Source organism: Roseburia intestinalis L1-82, from assembly GCF_900537995.1.
Lineage (GTDB): Bacteria > Bacillota > Clostridia > Lachnospirales > Lachnospiraceae > Roseburia > Roseburia intestinalis.
Window position 1 is genome coordinate 4,326,688 of record NZ_LR027880.1, and the last position, 14,044, is coordinate 4,340,731.

Sequence of the window (14,044 nt, forward strand, 5' to 3'; positions counted from 1 at the left end):
ATAACTTATCTTGCATTGGTTAACATATTCTTGCATTTTTCTTATTCGTACTACTAATAACATTGACACCCTATTGTGCAATTATCTTCAAAACGTGTGAACTTCTCCGTCTTCTGTATAAGTGATCGTAAACTTCTTCACCTTAAAGTCAGCGGAAAGTTTTGCCCACGCATCACCGTTTCTTCGCACGATCACAAGCTTATCATCGTCACAGGTTTCCAGTTCAAATGTTCCGTCGAATGCCGGGTGAGCATTACGAAATTCCATCATGCGCAGAAGTTCTGCCACGACCGGACGTTTTACTTCCGCATCGATCTCTTCTTTTGTATAATAATGACGGTTGATGTTCCGTCCCACTTTCGTCTCTTCCAAAAGTTTTAAGTCATTCTTTCCTGCCAGCAGTCCGACATAGTAAACCTGCGGAATACCCGGTGCAAAAAACTGAACCGCTCTCGCTAACAGATACGCATCATCCTCATCACCAAGTGCGGAATAATAAGAACAGTTGACCTGATAAATGTCAAGGTTATTGTACGCTGCGGTATTATAGATTTTCTTGACATTTGCACCAAACTTAAAGATATCCTCCTTGGTGCGCCCGATTTCCTCATCCGGCAGCAAATCTTTGACATCTACCACACCGATTCCGTCATGCGTATCAAGTGTTGTGAACTGTTTGCGCGGGCAGATCTCAAACCAGTGTTTTAAATACTGTGTCTGTCCATAGTATAATGCATTGATGAGCAGCATTGGAAGTGCAAAATCGTATACATAGTAATCTTCTTTTGCGATCTTCTCCTGCATCGTGTAATGCTCATGAATTTCCGGTAAAAGTGTGACTCCGTAAGGCTTTACGATATCCTCACACTCTTTTAAGAACTCCCATACATCCGGCTCAATGAAAAAGCAGCTTGTTCCGGCTTTTTTGGTTGCATAGGCAAATGCGTCGAGGCGGATCATTGCAGCGCCATGCTCACACAATGTCGTTAAGTTGTCGCGGATAAAACGTTTTGCTGTCTCAGATTTACAGTTGATATCGATCTGCTCTTCATCAAACGTGCACCATACTTTTTCAGATGTTCCGTCTGCAAAATGTGCCTCCACATACGGTGCACGCGGCTTTCTTTTGTAGATTGCATCCACCTGCTCCTCGGTCGGCTCCCCGTTTTCCCAGAAATCTTTGTAGCGGATGAACAGGTCATGATACTCAGATGCATCTTTTTTCTCCAGAAAGTCTTTGTAATACGGACTCTGTGCCGAAATATGATTGATCATATAATCAAACATCAGGTAATACTTTTCTGCCAGATGTTCCACGTCGCTCCAGTCTCCAAATGCCGGATCGACTTTGTGGTAATCCATCGGTGCAAATCCCCTGTCTCCCGAAGAAGGGAAGAACGGAAGGATATGGATCCCGCCCACTGCATTTTTAAAATATTTATCTAAGATCTCGTTTAAGTCTGCCAGATTATGTCCCATCGAATCCGAATAAGTAATCAGCATACATTTGTTTTCCAACTTTTTCATATCAGTCTCCATTTCTGCATAAAATCCTGTTTTTATGCTCACCACCATTTCACTGCTGCCACTTCACAGGAATAATACTCTTTTATGATTTCACCGCTCCGGCTACCACGCCATCGATAATCTCTTTCTGCAGGAACAGATATAATACCAGGATCGGTGCAACAGTAAGTACCAGTGCTGCCATGATCACACCGTAATCGGATGAGTAAGTTCCGTAGAAAGAATAAGTGGATAACGGAAGTGTATATAAGTTTTTCTTTCCAAGTACCAGTGAAGGAAGCAGATAGTCGTTCCAGAATGCCAGTACGTTTAAGATCACAAGGGTTGCCGTAGTCGGTTTTAACAGAGGAAATACGACCTTGAAAAATGTCTGTACATTGGTACATCCATCCAGATATGCCGCCTCCTCCAGTGAAAGCGGGATACCGCTCTTAATAAATCCCTGATAAATGAATACTGACATACTCATCGCAAATCCGGTATGCATAAAGATCAGTGTCAGTCTGTGGTTTAACATATGAAGTCCGGAACCGTAAATGGAAACTAACGGGATCATGATCGCCTGGAATGGAATGATCATGGATGCTGCCATCAGTGCAAAGAATACTCTGGAAAATGTATTTTTTGCGCGGGTAAAATAATATGCTACCATAGATGCGAAAATGATGACGAGCAATGTGCTTAAGCCTGTGATAAACAGGGAGTTTCCAAACGCTTTTATGAATTCCATTTTCTCAAATGCTTTTGTATAGTTTGCAAGTGTATATCCCTTTTCTGTAATAAAGGAAAATGGATTCTTGATGATATCACGTTTCTGTTTAAAGGAGTTTAACAACACCAGAATGAACGGTACCATATAAAGCAGGAATAAAACAATGATCGCTGTAAAGCCAACAACATCCAATACACGGCGTTTTGTCCCGCCAACTTTTGAACCTCTGCTCATTATGCCTCTACCTCCTTCTTCTTTCCGATATAGATCTGTGCACCGCTGATGCATGCAACAATGATAAATAAGATCAGTGCTTCAGCCTGGCCTACGCCATAATTTCTGGATGTAAATGCCTTTTCATAGACATACATCGCAACCAGTCTGGTGGAACCGTAAGGCTCACCGCCTGTCAATGTAAGGTTTACATCGTAAACCATGAATGCTCTCGATAAGGTAAGGAACAGACAGATAACAAACGACGGCACCATCAGCGGTAAGATAATGCTCTTCATTTTCTGGAAACCTGTTGCCCCATCTATGCTGGCTGCCTCAAGCACATCTGTGGACAGCCCTGTGAAACCGGCGATGTAGATTAACATCATATAACCGGATAATTGCCAAACTGTAACGATCACCATGGACCAGAATGCTTTATTCGGATCCGCTAACCAGGAAGTGGAAAATAATCCCCAGCCTGTGCTCTTTCCCATGTTTACAAGCACTCTTGAAAATACGAACTGCCAGATAAATCCAAGTACGACACCACCGATCAAATTCGGTGTAAAGAAACCGGCACGGAAAAATTTCTGGCCTTTGATTCCGTTTGTCAGTGCATATGCTAAAAGGAATGCTACTGCATTGACTAAGATTACCGATAAAACTACATATTTTAAAGTAAGTCCCATAGAGGACCAGAATGCCGTATCTTTAAATACGGAAATATAATTCTGCACGCCGATAATATTTTTTACTTTGCTGACTCCATCCCAATCGGTCAGTGTCAGGTAAAAACCATACAGGAAAGGCAGTATGACAACTGCACAGAAAATTAGACATCCCGGCAGTGCAAAGATACATAGATTTTTAATTTTTTCTCCCGTTTTTCTACCCATAACCCTAATTCCTTTCTGATATCCCCACGGAAACTGCCATCATGCTTTTTCAGATGGCATTCCCGCAGAGATGATATATGGCTGTGATCCGTACGGTCACGCTCAGATATTTTTGTTTTTTCTTTAGATACGATTAATTCTGTGATGTCCAGTAGTTGTCGATGTCTGCTGCAAGATCATCTCTTGTACACTGTCCGCCAAGGTATTTCTGCATGGAAGCTCCAAGTACGCTCCAGTGGTCAGAAGGTGCGATATAGCTGGATGAATAGGTGTTTCCTGCTGCCATTTTTGCCTGAATGTCTTTTCCAAGCGGATCTAATACTTCATAAGTATTGTTTTTACATGCCGGGATCACTGCTGCGTCTTCTACTAACATTTTCTGTCCGTTGTCAGAGTATACCAGCCAGTTGACAAATGCCTTTGCCGCCTCCTGCTGCTCCGGTGTGGACTGCTCTGCATCGATCATTAACTGTTTAATTGCGCTTGCCTGAATACCGTTGTTTGCAAAATCAGAAGTATCATTTCCTAAAACATATGGAATGAATCCATACTCATCACTGTCAGAAGCGCCTGCCTCTTTTAAGTTTGGCCAAGCCCAGCATCCATTGATCCAGAGAGCGGCATCGCCGTCAGCTAAGAAGATCGGATCCTGATCGTAAAGAGCGCCTAAAGGATCCTCTCCGTTGATGTTGTACTGGCTTAATAAATCAAAAGTATCCATGAACTCGTTGAATCTGTCATAATCTTCTGCCTTTAATGTACCTGCTTTTAACTCATCGATCACTTTGGCACTTCCCTCTGTGGTTCCGTCGTAGGAATCATAGATAAATCCAAGCTGATGTGCGCCTAAAGACCAGTCTTCTTTGGAGATAACAACCGGATTCTCCATGCCGCCTGCACGAAGGTTTTCAAGCAGTTCCTTTAATGCATCGTAGGAATTGATGGTGGATGGATCAAACTCTTCTCCTAAAGTATCCTCGATCGCTGTTTTATTGTAAATGATTCCACGTCCCTCAACACAGAGTGGGAAGCTGTATATCTTTCCGTCAACCTGTGTGGTCTGGTTTACACACTCTTTTACCCACTCTTCATCGGAGAGATCAACTGCATACTGGGAAGCAAGTGCAACAACGTCTGTGGCATCTATGATCGCCATTGTCGGTGCTGTTCCTGAGTTGTATGCGCTTGTAATTCTTGTATACGGAGACTCACCGGTTCCACATGCCTGAACCTCAAGCTCGATTCCTGTATCTTCTTTAAACGCCTCTGCCATATCTTCAAGTGCTGTCTGGATCTCAGCTTTACTGTTTAACATGGTGATCTGTGTTCCTGCCAGATCTGATGTATCAGTGCTTCCGGCACTCTCTGTTCCTGCTGCATCTGTGCTCTCACCGGCATCACTTTTGCTCTCTGCGCTATTGCTGCCTGCATTTGCTGTACCTGTACTGTTGTTGCTTCCGCAGCCTGCTAACATCCCCATTGTCATTGCTGCTGTCATGAATACTGCTACCACTTTTTTTGCTTTCATTGTTTTTCCTCCACTCTTTCATGATCTAAAATATGATTGGTTCCCGTTCCCATTTTACTAATTCTTTTTGGCTGTCCGTCATCGCTGTCCTTACTGTGCCCTTACTTTAACACCGCTTTTTGTTTATGTCAAGCGGTTGACATATGATTTGTCAGTTATAATCAAATAATTACATTATTTTTTGTACATATTTACAATAAATTTTTTGCATTTCTAATCATTTCTAGGTATTTAGAACTATTATAGCGTGCTATTTTATGCCAATCGGTTGACATTTTAAATTTTATCAATTCCGATTCCTGTTTATGGTACTGGAAAAACACACACCTATCATGCAAAGCAAAAAGAGGACCTCACAACTTAGTTGCAAAATCCTCTTTCCGGTGTGCCACACATTTTACTGTATGACGGGTATATTAAATTTATTTGGGAACTACTTACTGATCTTTATCTTCTTTGCACTGCTGAAACTTCCATAAACTTTTGCTCCTGTGGAATCTTTCTTATAAGCACGTACTTTTACATAATATGTCTTGCCTTTTGCCAATTTTCCAAGTGTTTTTGATGTGCCTGATATTGTTACTTTCTTTACATTCTTTTTGAATTGCTTATCCGTAGAATAAACGATCTGATATCCGGCTGCACCGTCCACTTTCTGGACTGTAACTTTTGCTTTTCTTCCCGAAACAGCTTTCATTTTCTTAATTGCAGATTTCTTTACGGTCACTTTCTGCCATTTCGCATATAAAGTAAGATTCTTTTTGCTGCTCTTTGAGATTGTTTTAATTCTCTTTGTATACTTGCTGTCTGTATACCAGCCCTTAAAGACATATCCCTTTTTGGAAGCAGATTTTAAATTTACCTTTTCATTGTAATAATATTCCGGGTTTTTGCTGCTGTTTTTACCTTTTCCTAACTTATAGGTAATTTTATAACCTACCGTGATCTTACAGGACGCGCTTACTCTGCTTCCATCTTTTGCCGTTGCCGTGATCGTGGTCACACCATTTTTCAATGCTTTTACTTTCCCATGCTTATCAACAGTCGCAACTTTTTTGTTGGAAGATGTCCACTTAACGTCTTTAATATCTGCATCAGATGGTGAAACAACAGCCTTTAATGTAAGCGTTGCACCTTTTTTCATTCCGGCTTTTGTTTTATTTAACGTGATTTTTTTAACTTTTACTTCTTTCTTCTCTGTTTCCGGTTTCTTTTCTGTATCTTTCTCCGGAGCATTTTTAATTTCTCCAAGTTTTACAGTACCAAATACTTCCGGTTTAGACCATCCCATTCCTGTTTCATCGTTCCAGCTCAATGTACCAATTCTTTTGCCACTTGCATCAGCATCATTGATCTGAAATTCAAGTCCGATCTCATCTCCGGCTTTTGGTGTGATATCCGTCCATTTAAATGACGCTTCAACAACATATCCGTCAGAAGTTATTTTTGCCACAGACTTCATATTCTCTTCAAGGCACTTTTTGCCATTAAATGAGTGATCATTTGCATAACTGATCCTGTACTGCTTGTCATCGTATTCATAAGAGTTGGATTTTCCATTATTTTCGTCGATAAATACTTCTAAGGAATCCTGCTCCCATGCATCACCGTTGGTATTATTGAGGACAGGATCTTTGATCTCGGCATATACATAAAAATTGTCTTTATCCCAGAGTAACTTCGCATTTGCAGAAACATTGGAGCCGAGATTGATTGTAATCGGAATGGTTCCGGCATTATCCCATACCGCATCTTTATCTCCGTCTACGGTAACTGTACCATAGGCAGCTTTCTCCACCCCTGGTTTCATCGTTACTTTCGCGTAATATTTACTGCTTGTTCCCTGTTTTCCTGTCAAATCATTAAATGCGGCTGTTTTATCCCCATTTGTGACCACAACATCCATTCCGATCACTTTTGCAACGGAAAGTCCTGATAACGGTACCTTTATGGTTGCCTGATAACCATTTTCTACTTCTGCTGCCTCGCTTCTTTTTACCGTTACGGTCACTGGTGTGATGTCATCTTTTCCGGAATTTGCAGAATCCACATAAACAGCAACTGCATCATTATCATCTTTTACGGCATCTTCTACCGTAACCTGCACGGTAAGACCATCTTTATCCCACATCGAAATAAAGGAAGCCGTGATATCATTCTGCATGATACTGTATGTCTTTCCTGTCACTGCATCACCTTTTTTCTCTGCAGCAACTACATCCTGAATTGACGGCTGGAGTCTGGATGCATCTACATACGCCCAGTACGCAGGTTTTGCTTTATAATTTCCATCAAAAAGCAATGGGCACTGCGCAGAGCCGTCTGCACCACCACCAACACCGGACTGTTCATGTAACCATGAATTTGGCTCGATGACCCCCCATACGGTCAATCCGGAAACGTTCGAACCATCTGCTTTTAAGCCTTTGATCGCATCGAATAACTGTTTATGGCAATATGCAATTTTAGTATACTCGCTCTCTTTTGTTGCCATACCTGATGTATAAGATGCACTTGATTTAAAATCAAGCTCTGTAAGCTGTACTTTTCCTGCAGCTTTTGCATATTTTTCAGCCACTGTTTTAAACTGCGTGGCAGAAAAACTATCCACACTGTAATGTGCCTGCATGCCAAATGCATCCAGTCTGGTTCCATCGGCAGCCTTTACATCATTGATGAGTTTTACAATACCCTCACATTTTGTATTATCCGTCTCACCAAAATCGTTGTAATAAAGCTCTACATTTTTCGGTGCATACTGGTTTGCATATCTGAAGGCATTGATGATAAATTCGTTGCTCTTATATACATGCCACCAGCTTGAATTATTTCCATGACGGATCTCATCGAGACTTTCCGCTGCACTCACGGTATCTGTACGGTAAGAGTTTCCAATGACAGCCTCATTTACAACATCCCAGCCATAAAATAATCCGTCATATTTTCCATTTGCAGCTTCCCCGAAGTAATGGTCAAAGACACTTGAAATAAACCATTCAAGACGGCGGTTCATGGTCTCTTTGTCCACATAAGGTTTGGTTTTATCATAATTTTCATGGAAAAACCATTCCTGTGTCTGGGAATGCCATACAAGGACATGACCACGGATACGGATTTTGTTATCCGGATTTTCATTATTCCACTCACAGATTTTATTTATTAATTTATCTGCACGTGAAAAGTCCAAGCTGTCACCGGCTTCATTTACGACCGGGACTTCAAGATCCTGTCCTTTAAATTGGATCGTCTTTGTGTTGACTTTATCCTCTAACTGATAGTTGAACAATGCATCCGGTTTTAATTCGTTTCCAAGTGTAACCGCATTAAAGTGTTTTTCCACCAGTTCCATCAGCGTATCATCATTGATCTCATCACCGGTCACTGCTGTGCCGGCAACTACATCATTGCCTAAAGCAGCTTTCACACTTTCTTTCCAGTCCGGGATGTCCTTCTCAATAGATGGCTTTTCTCTTTCAATCTTATTCATGGACACACCGGTCACATAGTAAGTCCCTTTTACGCAATCGCCCTGTCCATAGTTGGTTCCCTGTTCTATAATACGGATGACCACCTGATCTGCAGCTTTCGGTATTTTGAAAGTTCCCTCATATTTTGTCCATTCTCCAGCTTTTAATGTCTTTGTACAGTCTCCTGACAAAATACCTGCTGAATAACTTCCAAGATATGTTGCCTCACCACCGGAAACATAGAATGGTGCAAACTCCACATTTCTCTGCTCTTCCGGAGCATCTTTGTAATCATCGGACAATTTCGCCCAGAATGAGAATTTGTATGTTTCCCCTTTTTCAACCGCATCCGTGATATCCTGCGAAAAACAATCCCCAGGGGTGGCAGTTTCCTGATTACGTGTAAGTACACCGTATGTTTTAAGACCGGAATCTGCGATTTCTTCTTCCTCTGCTGCAACTGAAACAACCGATTCTCCGGCTGCACTGTTCCATGACTCCGCCGCTTCGGACGCTGCAAAATCACCGTTTTTTATAATATTATCCCCCAATTTTGCATCGCCTGCTCCTGCTTTCAGTTCAAAGGTCACGCTCACAAGACTTACCGTTGCATTTTCCGGTTTATCTTCCGTTATCATGATTCCGACTGCATCAATAGCGCCATCCCCCGATGGATTTATCGTATACTCCGTCTGTCCGCTTAATCCGTACTGTGTATTAGCTGCTGTTGCATCATCTCCACCGTTGTATACTTTCAGACTGATCGGTACTTTCTGATCCGCCACCTGAAATGTAACAGCATTCACCTGTGACATTTCGATACTCTCCGGCAACGTCCATTTCACCTGATTATACTGTTTTGCAAAAGACAATTTCCACTGTCCATCTGCGAGTTCATAATCCGCGTCTCCCCATGCCACTTTCAGCTGATCTGCAGTAAAAACTTTTTTTACCCCTGAATTTTCGTTTTCATCTGCATAGACAACTGCATTTTCAAGATATGGTGTCAGCACCGGTCCTATCCCGGTAAAAACCATAGCACTGCACAAGGCTGCGCATACCCCTGCTTTCCAATTTCGTTTCAAACCCCGTTCTCCTCCTTTTATATATTTTCTACCGTTACAAATTTATGTTAGCAGAAGAAAATATTAAAAATAGAGGAATTTTTATAGAAAAAAACCGGACAGATAATAGAATACACTCTCTGCCGACATCCATTATCATGAGTTAAAAAAGTGGAGAATCCTGCAAAAAACAAAATTCTCCACTTTCTATCATGTTTTTACCACATGACATATATTATAAATTTACTTTTTGGGCTACTTACTGATCTTTACCTTCTTCACACTGCTGAAACTTCCATAAACCTTTGCGCCTGTGGAATCTTTCTTATAGGCACGCACTTTGACATAATAAGTCTTGCCTTTTGAAAGTTTGCTTACCATTGTCACCGATATTGTTGATCGCTGAAATAACACTTCTTACTTCATTTGCCTGTCCCTGTATGGAAAATGTATAATCCATACCATCTACTTTTGTATCATTATTACCTTTACGAACAGTATTTTCATGTCCATCGCCATCCTCTAAACTTGTTGCCCAGGATGTCTCTGCTACCATTACTTTTTTGTCATAAGTATCAGCGATATTCTTTAAAGTACTGGTAAGATTGTCAAGTGTTCCATGCCAGTATGGATAATAAGAAGATGCAAATACATCATAGCTTACATCATATGTATTCAGATTTTTTGCATAAGTTGCATAGTTTGCGCTTTTTTCCGGATTTGCAAAATGAACAGCAACCAAGATATTCTTTCCTTTTGCCTCTCCTGCTGCGTGAACCGCATCTGCACCGGCATCAAAGATCCTGCACATGTTTTCCCATGTACTCTCACCACAGACACCGTTGTTTGTCTCATTTCCAACCTGAACCATTCCAACATCAACACCTGCATCTAACAGTTCTGTAATGCTCGCTGTTGTATAATCAGATACAGCTGTCACTTTCTGATCGATCGTATAACCCGCCCAGGCTTTCGGCGCCTTCTGTTTTCCCGGATCTGCCCAGAAATCAGAATAATGGAAATCAATTAACACCTTCATGCCTGCGTCGGTTGCCCATTTTCCGATTTTCTTTGCTTTTGCAAGATCGTTATTTCCACCACCGTATCCTTTTCCATTGCTGTCATATGGATCATTCCACACACGTATACGCACATAGTTGACACCTGCTTCTTTTAACTGGCTGAAGAACTCCTGATCACCTATCACGTTACCGTTCCAGTCTTTGAATGTCACTCCGCTGTCTCTTAAGCTGACATAAGATGACACATCCACACCTTTGATAAAATCATTGCTCAGTCCATCTACTTTCTGTACAAAAATACCATCAGCTCCGGTATCAACGATGCCTGCATCAACCAGTGCATCTTTTGCAGCCTGCAGGACTGTTTTAGCTTCTGTTAATTCCTCTACGGTTTTGTTGTCTTTATCCCCATAAACTGCTTTTGCTGATGTAAGCGCTGTCTGTAATGCACTCCAGGTATCTGAAGTGTAATCTGACTCTGTCAGGGCTTCACAGGCTGTGATAAGGGTATTTAAAGCCTCTGCTGCTTCGGTTTTTTCCTCTCCATCAGACAGATTTTTTGTTAATGTAATGTCATCTACATCGAACCAGTATCCGGCACCTAATGTACCTGCAATTTTAATAATAATACTTCCGCTTTCATCTACTACTATATTTTCAACCTTAAACGTCGACCAGTTATTCCAGCCATTTTCCGTACTTAATACTGTACTCTCGTCTCCCGCATAAAACTTTAAATCTGCAGTTTTATCATTTGCTCCATCTATACTTAACATAGCGGTATAATTTCCTGCTGAAAGTCCCGTAATCTCCTGAGACATAACAAACTCGGCTTCGTTTTCCGACCAAATGTTGATATAACCCGTCGTATTATTTGTCATACCTGTGTCTGTACCTTTTTTTAAGTTTGGCGAATAATCGCCACCACCCAACAAAAATGTCCATCCAGATGCATCTGTCTCAAAATCTCCATTTGTTATCAGATTACTGCTGCTTGCAGTTTTTACATTCTCCGTACTTTCCTCTGTCTCTTCCACACTCACAGAAACTGTCTCTTCGCTTCCTGCTGCCCAGACATCCGTTGTCCCGGCACTTGTCACAATCAATGTCGCTGCCAGTGCCGCTGCCAGCATGCGCTTTACCATCCCACTTTTCATTATTTTTCCTCCCCCAACATCTTGTTTGCGCAACGCTGTTGTTCCTATGCTCTGAAAGAAATTTCATTTTCCCAGTTTTAACAACATTTCTCGTTTTTTTCTTTGCGAAACCGGTTGTTCATATTGTTATTATATATGCCACATATAACTTGCGCAATAGACACAAATCATAGAATTTGCATGCACTTTGTCTTTATATTGCATTTTATTCATATTATTTTTGTGCTTTTATAAAATATTTTTCTATAAATCCACGCCCAATTTTTGCGCAACAGCGTTCGTTTTTTTACTATATTTTTCCATTTTATCAGCAAAAATTTCTGTTTATTTACTTTATTTATAATTATTTTCAATAAATTCGTTGTTTTTCGTTTGCATAGGTATATAATGGAAGAAAAACGCAAAGGAGCATACGGTTATGAAAAACAAAAGAAAACAGATTTCCAATGAAATCTCAATCCGCATTCTGTCGGTCGTTATCACAATATTCGTCATTTTCTCTATTGTAGTTGCGATCATGATCGGGAACATCAGCTTGTCCTCACAAAAAGACGAACTGGAACTACAGTCAAAAGCTGCCTCATATCAGCTTGAAACCTTTTTTAAAAAGTACACAACTACCGCGGAACAGATGGCTCTCAATCCCGATATACGGGAAATCCTGACTGAAACTAAATCCGGCGATTCCATTAAAGAAGCCACCCTTTATCAGGATGTATTTAAAGAGCTGCAGAGTCATCAGGCAACAGACAGTGAAAACATTCTTGCTGCCTGGATCGGTGATATTGATGCTAATGCTCTGACCCAGTCAGACGGCTATACCAGTGACAGTTCTTTTGATATCACGCAAAGAGACTGGTATCAGGTAACACAAACCGGTAAAAGTATGCTCACCAACGCTTACACAGATGTCAGCACAGGCAAATTAATTTTAAGCGCCGCCGCACCCGTATACGATCCTTCCGGAAAAAATATTGTCGGTGTTGCCGGATTGGATATTGCCTTAGACCATATCAACGAATTATTTTTCTCCTACACAGTAGGTGATAATGGTTTTGTAATTCTTTTAACATCTGACGGAACCATCATTTACCATCCAAATACAGATTATCAGTTAAAAACTCTTACTGAGATTGGTGTAAGTGATAATGTAGTCAATGCTCTTGGAGGTGGAAATACCGCAGTAAAATATACCATTGGAAATAAATCAAGATATGGATATATTGTAGACATTACAGATACCGATTATTTTGTTTTAAGTTGTCTGCCAACCAGTGAATATTTTTCCAGCCTCACCATATGCATGGTTATTATGCTTGTACTGATCGTCATCGGTATTGCAGCCACTGTCATTGCCATCCGCAAAGTCGCTTCTGCTATTACAAAACCGATCAGTACATTAAATGATGTTGCACAGGAACTTGCCAAAGGAAACCTTGATGTATCCCTTAAGATTCACTCTGACAATGAACTCGGCGAACTTTCTGACTCCATCCAGTTAACGGTAGACCGCCTGAAGGAATACATTAATTACATTAATGAGATTACCTATGCCTTAAACCGTTTAGCAGATGGAAAATTAAAATTTACACTGAAATATGATTATGCCGGAGATTTTTCAAAAGTAAAAGAAGGTCTTATCAATATTTCTGAATCCATGCAAAACATCATGACTGATATTATCAACACTTCCAGTCAGGTGTCTGCCGGTTCTGAGGATCTTGCCAAAGCAGCACAAAGTATTGCGGAAGGCGCCACCACACAATCAGCTTCCGTAGAAGAACTTGTTGCCACCACAACTGCTGTTACCGATCAGGTAAAAGAAAATACTGCTGCTGCACAGGTTGCGGCTGATGAAACATTAAAAGTAACTGATATGATGCGAAACAGCAAAGATCAGATGTCACTAATGACAGAAGCAATGAATAAGATCACACAGACCTCCAATGAGGTTGTCGGCATCATTAAGACAATTGAAGATATCGCAGACCAGACAAATCTGTTAGCATTAAATGCTTCCATTGAAGCTGCACGGGCAGGTGAAGCCGGAAAAGGATTTGCTGTTGTTGCCTCCGAGATAGGTTCTTTAGCCGAGGAAAGCTCCAAAGCAGCCAATACGACCAAAGATCTCATCGGTATTTCCATTAACGAAATTGAACATGGAAACCAGATTGTAAATGACGTCGTCACTTCCATTCAGGAAGTCATGGAGGCTGTTCAGAAAGTAAATGAAATGATTTCAAAGAGTTCTGAAACTTATGTCCAGCAGGAGCAGAGCATGGAACAGCTTGAGATTGGTATTGAAGAAATTTCTAAAGGAGTGGAAGACAACTCTGCCGCTGCCGAAGAAACTTCTGCCACATCGGAAGAGCTTGCCGCTCAGGCTACTACGCTAGAGCAGCTTGTACAGAGATTTGACCTGACCAACGAGGAATAACACGCTGATCTAACGCCG

General features: G+C 41.1%; 7 protein-coding genes. 1 reads left to right on the plus strand and 6 read right to left on the minus strand.

The features are described 5' to 3' along the window. Window positions 1-87: 87 nt before the first annotated feature. From gtfA to RIL182_RS20255, 6 genes are all read right to left on the minus strand, one after another. The gene (gene gtfA / locus RIL182_RS20230) at window positions 88-1,527 is read right to left on the minus strand and encodes a sucrose phosphorylase (protein WP_044998851.1); all 1,440 of its coding nucleotides are present in this window, start codon (window positions 1,525-1,527) and stop codon (window positions 88-90) included. Between the two features lie 82 nt (window positions 1,528-1,609). Beyond that, window positions 1,610-2,473 (minus strand): carbohydrate ABC transporter permease, encoded by an 864-nt coding sequence (locus RIL182_RS20235; protein ID WP_006856624.1) that lies wholly within the window; start codon window positions 2,471-2,473, stop codon window positions 1,610-1,612. Then, window positions 2,473-3,351, minus strand: coding sequence for a carbohydrate ABC transporter permease (locus RIL182_RS20240; RefSeq protein ID WP_006856623.1), 879 nt, complete (start codon window positions 3,349-3,351; stop codon window positions 2,473-2,475). The genes RIL182_RS20235 and RIL182_RS20240 overlap by 1 nt, the downstream gene beginning before the upstream one ends. A 133-nt stretch (window positions 3,352-3,484) precedes the next feature. Next, a complete protein-coding gene (locus tag RIL182_RS20245) occupies window positions 3,485-4,879 on the minus strand; it encodes an ABC transporter substrate-binding protein (RefSeq protein ID WP_006856622.1) in 1,395 nt (464 codons plus the stop codon). Window positions 4,880-5,312: 433 nt separating this feature from the next. After that, window positions 5,313-9,431 carry an endo-1,4-beta-xylanase gene (locus tag RIL182_RS20250; protein WP_242655525.1) on the minus strand — a complete coding sequence of 1,373 codons (4,119 nt, stop codon included), beginning with the start codon at window positions 9,429-9,431 and terminating at the stop codon, window positions 5,313-5,315. A 304-nt stretch (window positions 9,432-9,735) separates the two neighbouring features. Continuing rightward, window positions 9,736-11,589 carry a glycosyl hydrolase 53 family protein gene (locus RIL182_RS20255; protein WP_006856619.1) on the minus strand — a complete coding sequence of 618 codons (1,854 nt, stop codon included), beginning with the start codon at window positions 11,587-11,589 and terminating at the stop codon, window positions 9,736-9,738. A 418-nt stretch (window positions 11,590-12,007) separates the two neighbouring features. On the opposite strand from RIL182_RS20255, the gene RIL182_RS20260 reads away from it, so the two are divergent. After that, complete coding sequence (locus RIL182_RS20260; RefSeq protein WP_006856618.1) at window positions 12,008-14,026, plus strand: methyl-accepting chemotaxis protein; 2,019 nt, start codon at window positions 12,008-12,010, stop codon at window positions 14,024-14,026. Window positions 14,027-14,044 lie beyond the last annotated feature (18 nt).

Excerpts from the sequence above, each read along its gene's own strand:
- RIL182_RS20235 (WP_006856624.1), bottom strand. The coding sequence starts at position 2,473 with ATGAGCAGAGGTTCAAAAGTTGGCGGGACAAAACGCCGTGTATTGGAT.
- RIL182_RS20255 (WP_006856619.1), bottom strand. The coding sequence starts at position 11,589 with ATGAAAAGTGGGATGGTAAAGCGCATGCTGGCAGCGGCACTGGCAGCG.
- RIL182_RS20240 (WP_006856623.1), bottom strand. The coding sequence starts at position 3,351 with ATGGGTAGAAAAACGGGAGAAAAAATTAAAAATCTATGTATCTTTGCA.
- RIL182_RS20245 (WP_006856622.1), bottom strand. The coding sequence starts at position 4,879 with ATGAAAGCAAAAAAAGTGGTAGCAGTATTCATGACAGCAGCAATGACA.
- RIL182_RS20260 (WP_006856618.1), top strand. The coding sequence starts at position 12,008 with ATGAAAAACAAAAGAAAACAGATTTCCAATGAAATCTCAATCCGCATT.
- gtfA (WP_044998851.1), bottom strand. The coding sequence starts at position 1,527 with ATGAAAAAGTTGGAAAACAAATGTATGCTGATTACTTATTCGGATTCG.